The sequence below is a fragment of the Nocardia araoensis NBRC 100135 genome, assembly GCF_000308435.1.
In the GTDB taxonomy this organism is placed as follows: Bacteria; Actinomycetota; Actinomycetes; order Mycobacteriales; family Mycobacteriaceae; genus Nocardia; species Nocardia araoensis.
The window spans coordinates 38,671-54,311 of the sequence record NZ_BAFR01000189.1 but is presented as its reverse complement, the minus strand read 5'-3'; the positions used below and the strand labels follow the sequence as shown (position 1 = coordinate 54,311).

Below are 15,641 nucleotides of genomic sequence, written 5' to 3'. Positions count from 1 at the left end.
GGGTCCGGCCGGCGCGGCAGCGAGGGCGGCGTTCCGGTGACCGCGGACGGACCGAACCGGCTCCGCTCATCGAGCGGCGACAGCGGCGTCGACGTCGCTGAGTTGATGGCGCATGCGGTCGCGCTTGGCGCGCAGGTAGCGCACGTTGTGCTCGGTCGGACTGGTCTGCAGCGGGATCCGCTGTTGCACGGCGATGCCGTATTCGGTCAAGCCCGCCTGCTTGGCCGGATTGTTGCTGAGCAACCGGACCGACCGCACACCCAGGTCGGCCAGAATCCGCGCCGCGGCGCCGTAGTGACGGGCGTCGACGGGCAGCCCGAGCCGCAGATTCGCGTCGACCGTGTCGGCGCCCCCGTCCTGGAGCGCGTAGGCGCGCAGTTTGTTCAGCAGTCCGACGCCGCGCCCCTCTTGTCCGCGCAGGTACACCACGACGCCGTGGCCCTCGGCGGCCACTGCCCGCAGGGCGGCGTCGAGCTGCTCGCCGCAGTCGCAGCGCAGCGAGCCGAACGCGTCACCGGTGAGACATTCCGAGTGCACCCGGGTCAGCACCTCCCGCTCGCCCGGCGCGCCGAACACGAGCGCGAGATGTTCGGCGTTGTTCGTCGTGTCCCGATAGCCGATGAGCCGGAACTCGCCGAAGGGGGTGGGCAGCCGGGTCTCGACGACGCGCACGACGCCCTGCTCCAGCCTGCGGCGGTGATCGATCAGGTCGGCGATGGAAATGATCGGGATTCCGTGCACCCTGGCCATGGTCAGCAGGTCGGGGAGCCGGGCCATCGACCCGTCGTCGCGCACCACCTCGGCGATGACTCCGGCCGGGCGCAGGCCCGCCATTCGCACCAAGTCGACCGCGGCCTCGGTGTGCCCCGGCCGACCCAGCACGCCACGCGGGTGCGCGCGCAGCGGGAATACATGTCCCGGGCGAGTGAAATCCCGCGGCGTGGCGCCGGGATCGGCGAGCAACCGCATGGTCCGCGCGCGGTCGGCGGCCGATATGCCGGTGCCGACGCCCGCCGCCGCGTCCACGGAGACCGTGTACGCGGTGCCCTTCGGGTCCTGGTTGACCGCTGTCATCGGCGGCAGCTCCAGCCGGTCCAGGTCGCTACCCGCCATGGGCACGCACAGCACGCCGCTGGTGTGCCGCACCAGGAATCCGATGTTCGCCGCGGTCGCCTTCTCCGCGGCGAGCACCAGATCGCCTTCGTTCTCCCGGTCCTCGTCGTCCACGACGAGCGCCATGCCGCCGCTCGCGATCGCCGCCACCGCGGCAGGCACCGAGTCCAGTTCACCGGTCATCGTCCGCCACCTCCATATGCCTAATAGAAATATGGCGAGGCCGGAAGAACCAGGTGTCGTCTCACTCAGTGAGTCGTTCGATATCCGCCAGCAGCTGCAGGGCGAAATCGCGTTCCGCCTCGTAGTGCCGCACGCACCAGCGCAGCACCAGTTCGGGATAGGCCCAGTCGGGATTCGCCTCTGCGCCTTGTGCGTCGGCCTCGGCGCGCCTGCGCATCTTCTCGGCGTATTCGATGTGCTCGGTCAGTATGCCGCGCATCCGGTCCGGCTCGGCGAGGTTGCCGAGCCATGCCCGCAGCATCACGCTGTGCTTGAGCACCGGCGCCTCCACCGGCGCGTGATTGACCCAGTTCGCCGCGGCCGCACGACCTTCCGGGGTGATGGCGTACATCCGCTTGCCGCGCACGCCGTCCTCCTGCACGACCGTGCGGGAGCTGGCATAGCCGTGCTTCTCGAGCCGTTTGAGTTCGGCGTAGATCTGGCTGAACGACGGGCTCCAATAGAAGAATTGCAGACTCCAGTCGGCCCATTTCTTCAAGTCGTAGCCGGAGAGCTCGTCGGCGTGCGAGAGCATGCCGAGCACGGCCCACGCGGTGGTCGGCAGGTCGGGCACCGCGGGTGTGACGCCATCGGTCATGGTCGGACTGTACCGCCCAGGCATATTCGGATTCGGACTATCGCCAGTGGGCCCGGCGCCCGAACAGCGTCCGTCCGGCCTCATGGGAGATCTCGAGCAGTACTCGCGCCAGCTTGTCGAAGCTCATCGCCTCGGCCCGCCCGGACAGCGACAGCGCCGCGGGGGCGGTGCCGCGGCCCCGCACCGGCGCTGCGACGCAGGCGATTCCGTCCATGGATTCCTCCCGGTCGACCGCCACGCCCTGGCGCAGCCGGATCTGCGCCAGGGCGCGATGCAGCACGTCGGGTTCGGTGATGGTGTGCGGGGTCCGCCGGGGCAGCCGGGAATGGAACGCGGCTTCGGCGATGCTCGGCTCGAGCGTGGCCAGCATGGCCTTGCCGAGTGCGGTGCAGTGCGCGGGCATGCGGCCGCCGAGGCGGGTCGGCAGCATCGCGGCCAAACGGCCGCCCGCCTTGTCCAGGTACACCACCTCGCGTCCGTCGAGCACCGCCAGGTGCCCGACCATGCCGGTGCGCTGGCACAACTCGTGCAGCAGCGGGCTGACCGCGTCGCGGATCTCGTTGTGGTCGGCGGTGAGCCCGCCCAGTTCCAGGGTCCGCATGCCGAGCCGGTACCCACCGGAGGTGTGGGCCAGCCAGCGCAGCCGGATCATCTGATCGAGGATCCGATGGACGGTCGAACGCGGCAGGCCGGTGCGTTCCACCAGGCCCAGCAGCGTCAGCGTCGGGGTGGCGGCGTCGAACGCGTCCAGGATGAGGGTCATCCGCTCGATCATCGACACCGGCACCTCGGCTTCCACCCCCTTCGCGCGGGTCCGGTGCGGGACCCGCGCGGTGCGCGGCTCGGTGTCGGGCAGCAGGGTGACGGTCATTCGAACCTCCGTCGGTCACAGTCGGTCAACGTCGACCAGGCATTACGTGCTCGATCGTTTGTGTCACCCATCACAGTGGCGAGTTCGCGGCCGGGATGAATCGGGAGAACTACGTAGCTTCTACGGATCCGCATCTCGGTGACCGGACTTCGATCTTGACGACCCTCGGGTCGGCACTGCTGTCATAGCTGTCAGGTATATGCCTGATAGAAATAGGAGGCCCGATGGAACCGGTGCTGGCGATGGACGGATCACCCCTGGACATGCGCGATTTCAAAGCCGTGCTGGGTCGCTTCTGTACCGGCGTCACGGTGATCACGGCGCGGACGGAGGACGGGCCGGTCGGCTTCACCTGTCAGTCGTTCTCGGCGCTGTCGCTGCGGCCGCCTGCGGTCTGTTTCTGCCCCGCGCGCAGCTCCACGTCGTGGCCGCGCATCAGAGCGGTCGGCAGGCTCTGCGTCAACATCTTGGCCCACGACCAGCAGGACCTCTGTCGTCGGCTCGCGCGCAGCGGCACCGACAAGTTCGCGGGGGTGGACTGGGAGGTCTCCCCGAACGGCTCGCCGCTGCTGGCCGGAACGATGGCGTGGCTGGATTGCGAGGTCGAGCGGGAAGTGGACGGCGGTGACCACACCATCGTGATCGCGCGGGTCACCGCGCTGTCGGAGCACCGCGAGACCGCGCCGCTGCTGTTCTACCGCTCCGCGTTCGGGCGGCTCGATTCGGCCTGAGTGCCTCCCGGCCAGTGGGACTGCGCATTTCCCGGCCGGCATGCCGAACCGAAATATCGAGGTGACAAACGTGCGCGAATTGTGGAGGAACCGATGACTACCGACACCGAGGTCCGAGTGATCGACGCGGGCGCTCCGCCAGCGCGGTACGCGCGCGGCTGGCACTGCCTGGGGCTCGCGCAGGACTTCCGGGACGGGAAGCCGCACACCGTCGAGATCTTCGGCACCGAACTGGTGATCTTCGCCGGTGCCGGCGGAGAACTCCACGTGTTGGACGCCTATTGCAGGCACATGGGCGGAAATCTGGGGGACGGCCGGATCAAGGGTGACTCGATCGCCTGCCCCTTCCACGACTGGCGGTGGGGCGGCAACGGCCGCTGCACGGGCATCCCCTACGGCCGCCGGGTGCCGCCCCGGGCGCGGACCCGCTCGTGGCCGACGCTGGAGCAGAACAAACAGCTGTTCGTGTGGAACGACCCCGAGGGCAATCCGCCGCCGGAAGAGGTCGCCATTCCGCGCATCGACGGAGCGTTCAGCGACGAGTGGACCGACTGGACCTGGAACACCATGACGATCGACGGCGCGAACTGCCGCGAGGTCATCGACAACGTCGTGGACATGGCGCACTTCTTCTACGTGCACTTCGGGTTCCCGACCTACTTCAAGAACGTCTTCGAAGGTCACATCGCCAGTCAGTACATGACCTCGGTGTCGCGCGAGGACATGATGGGGGAGACCGCGAAGGCGCTGGGCGGCAAGAACGTCCTGCACTCCGACGCCTCTTACTATGGCCCGTCCTACATGATCGATCACCTGCGCAGCGAAAGCGCGGGCCTGACGGTCGAGGGCATCCTCATCAATTGCCACTATCCGGTGTCGCCAACGAAGTTCGTGCTGCAGTACGGCGCGATAGTGAAGAAGCCGCACGGCGTGCCCCCGGAGCAGGCCGAGGACATCGCGGCGAAGTTCGCGGGCGGCCTGGGGCGCGGCTTCGAACAGGACGCCGCGATCTGGCAGCGCAAGACCCGCATCGACAACCCGCTGCTGTGTGAGGAGGACGGACCCGTCTACCAGCTGCGCCGTTGGTACGAGCAGTTCTACACCGATGTGGCCGATATCGACCCGAAGATGACCGACCGCTTCGAATTCGAAGTGGACACCACCCGGGCGGTCACGGCGTGGGAGGCGGAGGTCGCCGAGAATCTCGCCGAGCAGCGCGCCACCGCCGGCGCCTGAGCGGGGACTCGATGGAACGGGTCAGCTGCCGTGCGTGCGCGACGTGCGTGCTCGTCGAGAAGTTCAGTCCGCAGCACACCAGCGTGCAATGGAGCGCGAGCGCGGTGGCGGCGTGCGCCGAGTTCGCCGGGGCGGCCGGTGCGCGGGTGCGGACCTGTGTGGCGCTGCGCGACAGCATCGATGCGGCGGTCGCGGACGGGCTGATCGAGGTCAGCACTCGTGACGGGGACGTGCCGTGAGCGCACACGTGACGGCCGTGGACGACCGAAGAGGAGACGCGACAGTGGATCGGCCCCGAGCGGCCGTGGCACCGGGGACCCGGACCGAAACTTCCGGCGGCACCGAGACCCGCCCCGGTGCATTTCTCACCCTGCGCGTGGCGAAGGTGATCCGGGAGACCCACGATGCGGTATCGCTGGAGTTGAGTCCGGTCGCGGAGCAGTCGAGCCCGATCGACTATCGGCCGGGCCAGTTCCTGACCCTGCGGATTCCGAGCGAGCTGACCGGCTCGGTGAGCCGCTGCTACTCGTTGTCGAGCGCGCCGCACCAAGGGGAGCCGCTGCAGGTCACGGTCAAGCGAACGCCCGACGGCTACGCATCGAATTGGTTGTGCGACAACGCCGTTGCGGGTACAACGCTCGACGCGCTGCCGCCCGCGGGTGTGTTCACCCCGGCCTCGCTGGACGACGACGTGCTGTTGTTCGCGGCGGGCAGCGGGATCACCCCGGTGCTGTCGATCCTGAAATCGGTGCTGGCGGCCGGATCAGGGCACTGCGCGCTGATCTACGCCAACCGCGACGAGCGGTCGGTGATCTTCGCGGCCGAACTGGCGGAACTGTCCACCCGGTATCCCGGCCGCCTGGTCGTGGTGCATCGGCTGGAGAGCGTGCAAGGGCTGCCGTCCCGCGCGCAGCTCGCCGCGCTGGCCGGACCGTGGCGCGAGCGCGAGGCGTTCGTGTGCGGCCCCGGCCCGTTCATGGACGCTGTCTCCGCGGCGCTGATCGAGCTGGGCGCCGACCGTAAGCGCGTGCACGTCGAGAAATTCGTGTCGCTCGGCGGCAATCCGTTCGAGGCGGGCGCACCCGACGTGATCGACTCCGGCGACCGCGCCGAGGTCGAGGTGGAACTCGACGGCGAGACGCGCGCGCTTCCGTGGCCACGCCGGCAGGTCCTGCTCGACGTTCTGCTGGCCAACGGGCTGGAAGCGCCCTATTCCTGCCGCGAGGGCGCGTGCAGCGCCTGCACCTGCCGGGTCGTGTCCGGGCAGGTGGAGATGCGGCACAACGAAGTTCTCGACGAGGCCGATCTGGCCGAGGGATACGTGCTGGCCTGCCAGGCGATCCCGGTCACCGACACGGTGCAAGTCACCTATTCCTGAGGAGTACGACGAATCCATGGCTGACATCGCCTCGCTCGGTTACGTCCGAGTCGCCATCGCCGACGTAGCGGCTTGGCGCGCCTTCGCCTTCGACGTGATGGGCTTCGCCCGGGCCACCGGGCCGAACCCGGACAGCCTGTATCTGCGGATGGACGAGCACGCCTACCGTTTGGAACTCGTTCCGGCGGAACAGGACCGAGTGCTGGCCGTCGGCTGGGAGGTGCGCGACTATCGCGCGTTGGCCCGGGTGCGGCGCGCGCTGGAGCAGGCGGGCGTGGCGGTCACACCGCTGACCCAGGAGCAGGTCGACGCACTGCGCGTGGAAGAAGCGTTCGGCTTCACCGACCCCGCCGGGTTCACCGTCGAGGTCTTCCACGGCCCGGTGCTCGACCACAGCCCAGTAGTCACCGGGCATGGCAACCGCTTCGTCACCGAGGGATTGGGCCTGGGCCACGTCGTGCTACCGGTCCCCGACCTCGAGGAGGCGAACCGTTTCTACTGCGAGGTGCTCGGTTTCCTGCCGCGCGGCTCGTTCCGGGTGCCCACTCCACCCGGCGTGGGACCGGTTCGCGTGCGATTCCTCGGTGTCAACCAGCGCCACCACAGCCTCGCCCTGATCCCCGGCACCCGTCCCGACGGGCCGGGCCTGGTGCACATCATGGTCGAGGTCGACGCCCTCGACGACGTCGGCCGGGCGCTCGACCGCGTCATGCGGGCGGGTCACCCGTTGTCGTCGACCCTCGGCAGGCACACCAACGACAAGATGATCTCCTTCTATGTCCGCACTCCCGGTGGCTGGGATCTCGAATACGGCACCGAAGGTGTGCTGGTCGACGAGTCCACCTACAGCGCGGAGGAGATCACCGCCGACAGCTACTGGGGCCACGAATGGTCACGTGGCTGACCAGGTAGCCCGGCACGTGGTCGGCGCCTCGTCGAGCTGCGCGCCGGTCGGATCGCATGCCCGCTCATGCCGATGACCGCCGGTGCGCCCGACCCCGGCCGGAATGCGACGGATCTCGAGTGCGTTGCGGCACAAGGGAAGGCGCCGACCGGCTGACAATACGGCTCGGCCGGGCTCGATCGCCCGCGTGCGCCTACACTGTCGGATCGAGGAAAGGACGCTGATGAAGCGAAGGCTGAACTGCCCCTGCGGAGAATCGATCGTCGGAACGGACGAAGACGATCTCGTGGCGAAGACGCAAGCCCACCTGGCCGAGAACCACCCGGGCCACGAGTACTCACGCGACGAGATCCTGTTCATCGCGTACTGACGGACGGCCTCGGGTGGTCCACCACTCGCGCCGGGACAACCGCGGCCGGTCACGGTCTGGGGCGTAAGCCCTCGATCATGTGCGTGGTCGTCTCGTCCACCAGTTCGTCGGCGGTCTCGGCGGCGATCACGCCCGAGCCGACGAAGGTGGCCAGCCCCTGTAGCGCGGCGACCGCGGACAGCGCGATGCGCCGCGGATCGCCGTCGATCACTTCCCCCCGCTTCTGCGCTTCGGCGATGAGCGCGACCGGCGTCGCGAACGCCGCGTCCACGGCGCGGGACATCGCATCGCCCGCGGCGGGGCTGTGCCTGCGCGCGAACATCAACGCGACGAGCGCCGAATTCTCGGTCGCGAAATGCAGATAGGTCCGGGCAAGGGCCCGGATGTGCCCATCGGCCGAACTCGCGGCCGCCGTCTGCTCCAAGGCGGTGGCGAGACGCTGGAATCCCGACACCGCGATGGCGTCCAGCAGTGCTTGCTTGTCTTTGAAATGCCGGGTCGGAGCGGCGTGACTGACTCCGACATCGCGGGCCAGCCTACGTAGCGACAAGCCGTCGACGCCCGACTCGCGCAGCGTCGCCTCGGCACGCTGCAGCAGCTCCGCGCGCAGGTCGCCGTGGTGGTAGGACCGGCTTCGAGTGATCGGCATGGTGTATGCAGGATAACAAAATGTAGTCATTGCCTACTTTGTAGGCGGTGACTACATTGACTCGCATGACGGTTCGGACTTTCACCGCCCCGATCGCAGTGCTGACGGTCTTCGCGGCGCTGCTCGCCACCATGTACCTCGGTTACGCCAGCAATACCGAGAAGAACCTGCACGATTTCCCGATCGCCCTGGTCAACCAGGACGTCGGCGACACGATCGGCGACAAGCCCGCGAATATCGGCGCCCAGGTCACCGACGCGCTGGTCGCCGGTATCCCGGCGGACAAGATCGACTTGCGGGTCGTGGGCATCGCCGAGGCGCGCAAACAGTTGCAGCATGGCGAGGTCTACGGCGCCATCGTCATCCCGTCCGACTTCACCAAGCGGCTGGCGATTCTGGGCGCGGGCGCCGTGGTCCCCGGAGCGATCGAGCGCCCGGTGATCACGATCAACACCAACCCGCGGATCGGCCCGTACACCACCGGCATCATGCAGCGCATCGCCGCCCGCGCGCTGGATCAGGTGGACGAGACCGTCGGCAAGAACCTGACCGACCAGGTGAACTCCGCCCTCGCCGCGGGGCCGGGCGCACCGGCCGAGCTCAGTGGCGCCTCCCGCCTGATGCTCGCCGACCCGGTGCAGATCGTCACCGCACCGTATCGGCCCATGGACGACGGGGCCGGACAAGGCCTCGTCGCCTTCTTCTACACCTTGATCCTGCTGCTGGCGGGGTTCACCGGCGCGATGATCATCCACACTCTCGTCGACTCGGTGCTCGGTTTCACGCCTACCGAATACGGCCCGTGGTTCGTCCACCCGCCCGCGACCGGGATTTCCCGGTTCCACACCCTGTTGGTGAAGTGGGCGGTCATCGTCACCGCCGCGCCGCTGCTGTCCGGCATATTCCTCGGTGTGGCCGCGGCATTGGGCGTCCCGCTGGCCGGCCCGCTGCTGCTGTGGCTGTACGGCGCGCTCGCCATCGTCGCCGTCGGCGTCACCGCGCTGGCCGTCCTGGCCACCTTCGGCACCGCCGGACTGCTGGTCAACCTGATCCTTTTCGTCGTCCTCGGCCTGCCGTCGTCGGCCGCCACGGTGCCGCTGGAAGCCACGCCCGCCTACATCGCGAAGCTGGCCGCGTTCGAGCCGATGCATCAGATCTACTTGGCCGTACGCGCGATCCTGTTCTTCGATGCCCGCGCCGAAGCCGGCTTCGGGCAGGGCTTGTGGATGACGGTGCTCGGCCTCGGCATCGGCCTGGTGCTCGGAGCGACCGCGACCTACGCCTACGACCGTCGCGGCCTGCACCGGGCGACGGCTGCGGCCGGGAACGCATCTGTCGCGGGCGTGCCCGCTCTGGGTTGATGCGGGGCGCGGCGGTATGGCGCTCGGCGCGCGACCCGATCCGGCCACCGTGGCGGATCTCGAAGCCGTCTACGCGAACGCAGTCCTCAACGCCGGTATCGGCTTCGCCGCGACGATGCCGGGGTGGGCTCGGTCGAGCAGTTCGTACTCCGGATTCTGGATCGGTGAGCCACGGGCTCGAAACACGGCCCTGCTCTGCGCGCTCGCACGGACGCTTCCGCGCACCGTGGTCGTCAGTCGTCCAGCGGATGCACCGGACGCGCTGCGGCCGGATCAGTCGTCGCCGGGACCCAGCAGCGCGTTCAGCTTCTCCGGGTCGACGCCGAAAGCGGTGAGCCGGTTCAGCGGGATGGAGGCGATCATCCGCATCATGTCCACGCCGAGCGCCGTCGCGTCGCCCATGCTCTCGGACATGCCGCCGAACACCTCGGCCAGCGCGGCCGCCGCCGTCGGATCGGCCAGCGCCTCGCCGAGAGTCGATTCCGCCGTGATCGGAATGCGCAGGTGGTCTCCGGCGAGGTCGACCTGCCCGCTGACGCGCAGATCCCGGCTCGACGCACCCGCCCACACCTGGTAGGTACCGCCCTCCACGATCCAGCGATCGACGCGCGTCTCCCAGTAGGCCAGGTCGTCGCGCCGAAGTAGAAGCGAAACTTCCTCGCTCGCGCCGGGTTCCAGCTGGGCGGTGACCGCGACCCCCTTCAGCTCACGGACGGGCCGCGAGACAGCGGAGCCGGGCAGCGCCGTGTACACCTGCACGACCTCCCGGCCGGCACGGGAACCGGTGTTGGTGACGACGAGGCGCACGGTGATGCCCGCCGCCTCTGCCGCGAGCGCCAGACCGGAGTATTCGAACGTGGTGTAGGACAACCCGTGTCCGAACGGGTAGGTGACGTCCATATCCCGGCTGTCGTACCAGCGGTAGCCCACGTACAGACCCTCGCCGTAGCGCACGTGCGAATTCTCGCCGGGGAAGTTCGCATAGGCCGGGGTGTCCTGCAGCCGGACCGGCACAGTCTCCGCCAGCCGCCCGGACGGATTCACCACACCGAACAGCACGTCGGCGAGGGCGCCGCCTCCGGCTTGGCCGAGCAGTCCACCGTCCAGGATCGCCGGCGCGAGGGCGGCCACCTGGGCCAGCCGCACCACCCCGCCGTGGGCCAGCACCACCACCGTGTCCGGTTGCGCCCGCACCACCGCCTTCAGCAGTTCCAGCTGGTCGGCGGGCAGCTCGAGGTGCTCGCGGTCGAATCCCTCGGATTCCTGCGCGGCGGCCAAGCCCAGGAACACCACGGCCACGTCCGCGTTCCCTGCCGCGGCGACGGCTTCCGCACGCAACGCGTCGCCGTCGGCGTCCGCATCGGTCGTGCTGAAGCCTCGGCTGTAGGAGACAGAGGCGCCCGCGAACGCTCGGATCTGCTCGAGCGGCACACCGATCCGGGTCGGATTGACGTGGGAACTACCCCCGCCCTGGTATCGCGGTTCCGCCGCGAATTCACCGATCACCGCGAGCGAGCGGTCCGGCGCGAGCGGCAGCAGGCCGCGGTCGTTGCGCAACAGGACGACGCATCGTGCGGCCACCTCGCGGGCCAGGCGATGATGCTCGTCGGCGGTGTGCACCGAATGGCCGAGCTCGCGTCCGGCCACGACCTTCGCCGCCAGCGTCGCCACATTCCGCGCGGCGCGGTCGACGTCCGCCGGGTCGAGTGTGCCCGCGGCCATGGCCGCCATCACCTGCGCGTCGGAGATGCCGCTTCCGCCCGGCATCTCCAGATCCAGCCCGGCTGTCACGGAGGCGGGCCGGTCGGCCACCGCGCCCCAGTCGGAGACCACCGCACCGTCGAATCCCCATTCGCCGCGTAGCACGTCGGTGAGCAGCCAGCGATTCTGCGCGGCATGCACACCGTTGATCCGGTTGTAGGAGCACATCACCGTCCACGGCCGAGCGGTGCGCACGATATGGGCGAAGGCGCGCAGGTAGATCTCGCGCAGCGGGCGAGGGTCGACATCGGAACTCGACCGCATCCGGTCGTGCTCGGCATTGTTGGCGGCGAAATGCTTGAGGGAGGCGCCTACGCCGGTGCTCTGCAAACCCGTCACTCATGCCGCGCCGAGCCACCCGGTGAGCAGCGGATCTTCCGAGTAGTACTCGAAATTGCGACCGCCGCGCGGATCCCGCTTGATGTTGACACCGGGACCGAGCAGCACGTCCACGCCCAGCGCGCGGGCCTCCCGGCCCAGCGCTTCGCCCACCCGGCGCACCAGCTCGGTGTCCCAGCTCTGCGCCAGCCCGACCGCGGGCGGGAAGCAGGTGGCGGGCAGGCTCTCGGCCGGCCCGAGGTGATCGGTCGCCCCCGCCTGCCTGCGTACGCCGTGCGGGCCGTCGGTCATGGTCACCGACGCGACGGGACCGATCGCCTTGGTGGTCCAGAAGTCGGCGCCGCTGCCGAGGGCGGCGCGCTGCTCCGGTGCCAGATCGGTGAGGTCGGGCTTGCTCGTCATCGAGGCTCCTCGGGTCGAGACCGTTACCGAAAACAGTATGCCATTCGGTTTTCGTGCCAGGGCCGGTCCAGTACAGTCACGTCGTGGTTCGGCGCGGCGCGTATTCGAAGGGGATCGCCAAACGGGAGGAAATCCTCGCGGCGGCGCTGGAGATCGTGGCGCGCGTGGGGTACAGCCGGACCACCGTGCGGGAACTCGCCGAGGCCGTCGGCTTGAGCCAGACCGGTCTGCTGCACTACTTCGGCAGCAAAGAGCAGCTCTTCGCCGCTATCCTCGCGCGTCGCGACGAGGCCGATCGCGATACCTTCACCACTCCGGCCGTACCGCCAGACCTGCCCGCCGCATTGCTCCGCCTGATCCGGCACAACGCGGAAGTTCCCGGATTGGTCGAGCTCTACGCGCGCTTCTCCGCCGAGGCCACGCGCGGCGAGCATCCCGCCCACGAATACTTCCGCGACCGCTACCGCACCGTCCGGGATGCCCTCACCCGAGCTGTCGACGACCTTCGCGAGTCCGGCCGCCTACCCGCCGACCTCGATCCCGACCGCTTCGCCGTCATCGCCATGGCCCTCCTCGACGGCCTGCAGACGCAGTGGCTGTACGATCCGACCGTGGACATGGCCGATCACGTGGCGTACCTGTGGGCGCTGATCGAGCGCTCCGGGACGCCCGAGCGCTGACCCTGGTGCGGTCGGCCTCGACGCACCGACCGCCCCGGTAGTATCGAGCTTGGTAGTCCGCCCCGGCCGTCCATCGTCGAGTCGGGCGGCAGCCACGGGGAGTGCAAGATGAGCGCACGCGAGGGCCTCCGCCCGCGACGGTTGCATCGCAGCACCCGGGTGCTGGTGATCGCCGCCACGGTGTTCGTCGTGTCGCTGTTGGTGGTGCCTCGGCTGATCCGAGGCTATGTCAGCTGGCTGTGGTTCGGCGAAGTCGGCTTCCGTGGTGTCTGGCTGACCGTGCTGTTCACCCGGCTCTCGCTGTTCATCGCGGTCGCGCTGGTCATCGGTGGCGTCCTTTTCGCGGTGCTATGGCTCGCGTTCAGGTTCCGCCCGCTCTTCGTTCCCGAGTCCGAAGAGGAGAACAGTCTTCGGCCGTATCGGGCGGCGGTGCTCCGGCATCCGGTGCGGTTCGGTCTCGGCATCGCGACCACGCTGGGGCTCGTCTGCGGCCTTGCCGCGGAGTCGAACTGGATGACCGTCCAGCTGTTCGTCCACGGCGGGTCCTTCGGCGTGTCCGACCCGCAATTCGGGCACGATGTCGGGTTCTTCGTCTTCGACCTGCCTTTCTATCGATTCGTACTCAACTGGCTGTTCATCGCCGTGGTCCTCGCCTTTGTCGCGAGCCTCGCCGCGCACTACCTGCTCGGTGGCCTGCGGCTGTCCAGAAAGACGGGCGGCCTGACGCACGCGGCCCGCGTGCAGCTCGCGATACTGGCCGGCTCGTTCATCCTCTTGAAGGCTGCCGCCTATTGGCTCGACCGGTACTCACTGCTGTCCAGCCGCAGCAAGGAACCCACTTTCGCGGGACCTGGCTACACCGACATCAACGCGGTGCTTCCCGCCCGCCTCATTCTCTTCGCGATCGCCGTGATCTGCGCCGTGGCGGTCTTCGCCGCCATCGTCGTGCGGGATCTGCGAATCCCGGCGATGGCCGCGGCGCTTCTGCTGCTGTCGTCGATCCTCGTCGGAGCCGTCTGGCCATTGGCCGTCGAGCAGTTCTCCGTCCGCCCGAACGCCGCCGACATGGAGCGCGTCTACATCCAACGCAACATCGCGGCCACCCGGCAGGCGTACGGGATCGGCAGCGACCGGGTCGAGTACCAGCCCTATCCCGGCGTCGGCACCAGGTCGCCGCCCGAGGTCCCCGCGGACATCACCACGATCGGTGACGTCCGTCTGCTGGACCCGAGCGTGCTCTCCCGGACGTTCACCCAGCAACAACAACTGAAGAATTTCTACAGCTTCCCACCGCATCTGGACCTGGATCGCTATCGGGTCGGTGGGCAATTGCGCGACTACGTGGTCGCGGCGCGCGAGCTGACCCCGACCGCGCTGAGCGGCAACCAGCGCCACTGGGTCAATCGGCACACCGTCTACACGCACGGCAACGGGTTCGTCGCCGCACCGGCCAACCGGGTGAACGCTGCGGTCCGCGAGGCCGCGGGCGATGCCGCGAGCAGCAACAGCGGATATCCGATCTACGCGGTCGGTGACATCGCGTCCCAAGCCTCCGGCCACCAAGTGATCCGAGTGGATCAGCCGCGCGTCTACTTCGGCGAAGTGATCGCCCACGCGAGCCCGGACTACGCCATCGTGGGCGGCGGCACCGAGCCCCGCGAGTACGACACCGACACCACCACCTACACCTACGCGGGCGCGGGCGGCGTCCCGATCGCCAACTGGGTCAACCGCCTCGCCTTCGCGGTGACCTACACCGAGCGCAATATCGTCTTCTCGAAGGCGATCGGTCCCGGTTCGAAGATCATCTTCAACCGCGATCCCCGCCATCGTGTCGAACTCGTCGCACCGTGGTTGACCACCGACAACGACCCCTACCCGGCCGTCGTGAACGGCCGGATAGTCTGGATCGTCGACGCGTACACCTCGATCGACGGCTACCCCTACGCAAAGCGCAGTTCGCTCGAAGCCCTCGAGCCGGGCGACGAAACCCAGCGGGAGTCGCCGCGAGAGATCTCCTACGTGCGCAACTCCATCAAGGCGACCGTCGACGCATACGACGGCACGGTCACCCTCTACCAGGTCGACCGGCAGGATCCGGTGCTGGCGGCCTGGATGAAGGTCTTCCCCGGCACGGTCCGACCGGAGGAGTCGATCAGCCCGGAGCTACGGGCGCACTTCCGGTATCCCGAAGACCTGTTCACGATCCAGCGCGAGATGCTCGCCAAATACCACGTCGACGAACCGCGCGAATTCTTCACCACCAACGCGTTCTGGTCGGTGCCCAGCGACCCCACCGTGGAGTCCAATCCGCATCAGCCCCCGTTCTACGTCCTGGTCGGCGACCAGGCCAGCGCGGAACCGTCGTTCCGGTTGGCCAGCGCGATGGTCGGCTACAACCGGGAATTCCTCTCCGCCTACGTCTCCGCTCGCTCCGACCCGGAGGGCTACGGCAAGATCACCGTCTCGCAGTTGCCCACCGACACCCTCACTCAGGGTCCGCAACAGATCCAGAACTCGATGATCTCCGACACCAGAGTCGCCTCCGAGCGAACCCTGCTCGAGCGCTCGAACCGGATTCAGTACGGCAATCTGCTCACCCTGCCGATCGCCGACGGCGGCGTGCTCTACGCCGAGCCGCTGTTCACCGAACGGATCTCGACGGCACAGAACGCGTCGACGTTCCCGCAATTGGCGCGAGTGCTGGTCAGTTACCGCGATCCCGGCACCGGCGGTGTCCTCGTCGGCTACGCGCCGACCCTCGCGGAGGCGCTGGAGCAAGTGTTCGGTCCGGCCACCGGCAGACTCGCCACGCCGCCCGGCGGCGGACCCGGTGCTCCACTGCCGCCGGGTCAACAGCCCGCCGCGCCACCGGTCGCGCCACCGCAGGCGCAGCCCCCGCCGGTGGATCAGGCGAAGATCGCCGAACTCAACGCGCAGATCGACCAGATCCGGGCCGCACTGGAACGTCTGCAGAAACAGTTGGGCGAACTCGAACGCAACGGTCGCTGACGTTCGCGTCGTCG

General features: G+C 68.6%; 13 protein-coding genes and 1 pseudogene. 9 read left to right on the top strand and 5 right to left on the bottom strand.

Going from position 1 to position 15,641, the window contains the following annotated elements; genetic code table 11:
* Positions 1-66 precede the first annotated feature (66 nt).
* The 3 genes from ON21_RS25000 to ON21_RS24990 all read right to left on the bottom strand — a co-directional run bounded on the left by ON21_RS25000 (position 67) and on the right by ON21_RS24990 (position 2,804).
* Positions 67-1,296 carry a bifunctional 3,4-dihydroxy-2-butanone-4-phosphate synthase/GTP cyclohydrolase II gene (locus tag ON21_RS25000; RefSeq protein WP_039801496.1) on the bottom strand — a complete coding sequence of 410 codons (1,230 nt, stop codon included), beginning with the start codon at positions 1,294-1,296 and terminating at the stop codon, positions 67-69.
* A gap of 61 nt (positions 1,297-1,357) precedes the next feature.
* Complete coding sequence (locus ON21_RS24995; RefSeq protein WP_039801495.1) at positions 1,358-1,933, bottom strand: PadR family transcriptional regulator; 576 nt, start codon at positions 1,931-1,933, stop codon at positions 1,358-1,360.
* Positions 1,934-1,970: 37 nt separating this feature from the next.
* Positions 1,971-2,804 (bottom strand): IclR family transcriptional regulator, encoded by an 834-nt coding sequence (locus tag ON21_RS24990; RefSeq protein ID WP_039801494.1) that lies wholly within the window; start codon positions 2,802-2,804, stop codon positions 1,971-1,973.
* 224 nt (positions 2,805-3,028) lie between these two features.
* Between ON21_RS24990 and ON21_RS24985 the strand changes: the two genes are divergently transcribed.
* The 6 genes from ON21_RS24985 to ON21_RS36565 all read left to right on the top strand — a co-directional run bounded on the left by ON21_RS24985 (position 3,029) and on the right by ON21_RS36565 (position 7,423).
* Positions 3,029-3,535, top strand: a complete 507-nt coding sequence (locus ON21_RS24985) for a flavin reductase family protein (RefSeq protein ID WP_245562716.1) — start codon at positions 3,029-3,031, stop codon at positions 3,533-3,535.
* Positions 3,536-3,628: 93 nt separating this feature from the next.
* On the top strand, positions 3,629-4,771 hold the full coding sequence (locus tag ON21_RS24980; RefSeq protein ID WP_039801590.1) for a 3-ketosteroid-9-alpha-monooxygenase, oxygenase component: 1,143 nt from the start codon (positions 3,629-3,631) through the stop codon (positions 4,769-4,771).
* Positions 4,772-4,782: 11 nt separating this feature from the next.
* Positions 4,783-5,010, top strand: coding sequence for a hypothetical protein (locus ON21_RS24975; RefSeq protein WP_039801492.1), 228 nt, complete (start codon positions 4,783-4,785; stop codon positions 5,008-5,010).
* 131 nt (positions 5,011-5,141) lie between these two features.
* The gene (locus ON21_RS24970) at positions 5,142-6,149 is read left to right on the top strand and encodes a ferredoxin--NADP reductase (protein ID WP_039801588.1); all 1,008 of its coding nucleotides are present in this window, start codon (positions 5,142-5,144) and stop codon (positions 6,147-6,149) included.
* 16 nt (positions 6,150-6,165) lie between these two features.
* Entirely contained in the window at positions 6,166-7,053 is an 888-nt protein-coding gene (locus ON21_RS24965; protein ID WP_039801490.1) for a VOC family protein, read from the top strand.
* Between the two features lie 223 nt (positions 7,054-7,276).
* A complete protein-coding gene (locus tag ON21_RS36565) occupies positions 7,277-7,423 on the top strand; it encodes a DUF1059 domain-containing protein (RefSeq protein WP_063821120.1) in 147 nt (48 codons plus the stop codon).
* A 49-nt stretch (positions 7,424-7,472) separates the two neighbouring features.
* Here the strand turns inward: ON21_RS36565 and ON21_RS24960 are convergent, their stop codons facing one another.
* Entirely contained in the window at positions 7,473-8,072 is a 600-nt protein-coding gene (locus tag ON21_RS24960; RefSeq protein ID WP_039801488.1) for a TetR/AcrR family transcriptional regulator, read from the bottom strand.
* Positions 8,073-8,137: 65 nt separating this feature from the next.
* Here ON21_RS24960 and ON21_RS24955 point away from each other — a divergent pair, with 65 nt between their 5' ends.
* Positions 8,138-9,433, top strand: coding sequence for a YhgE/Pip domain-containing protein (locus ON21_RS24955; RefSeq protein ID WP_051021313.1), 1,296 nt, complete (start codon positions 8,138-8,140; stop codon positions 9,431-9,433).
* Positions 9,434-9,706: 273 nt separating this feature from the next.
* Here the strand turns inward: ON21_RS24955 and ON21_RS24950 are convergent.
* Positions 9,707-11,935: pseudogene (locus tag ON21_RS24950) on the bottom strand (glycoside hydrolase family 3 C-terminal domain-containing protein).
* An 83-nt stretch (positions 11,936-12,018) separates the two neighbouring features.
* Between ON21_RS24950 and ON21_RS24945 the strand changes: the two are divergent.
* Together ON21_RS24945 and ON21_RS24940 are read left to right on the top strand one after the other, a co-directional pair.
* Positions 12,019-12,615, top strand: a complete 597-nt coding sequence (locus ON21_RS24945) for a TetR/AcrR family transcriptional regulator (RefSeq protein ID WP_174372204.1) — start codon at positions 12,019-12,021, stop codon at positions 12,613-12,615.
* Between the two features lie 108 nt (positions 12,616-12,723).
* On the top strand, positions 12,724-15,627 hold the full coding sequence (locus ON21_RS24940) for a UPF0182 family protein (RefSeq protein ID WP_039801483.1): 2,904 nt from the start codon (positions 12,724-12,726) through the stop codon (positions 15,625-15,627).
* Positions 15,628-15,641: the final 14 nt, after the last annotated feature.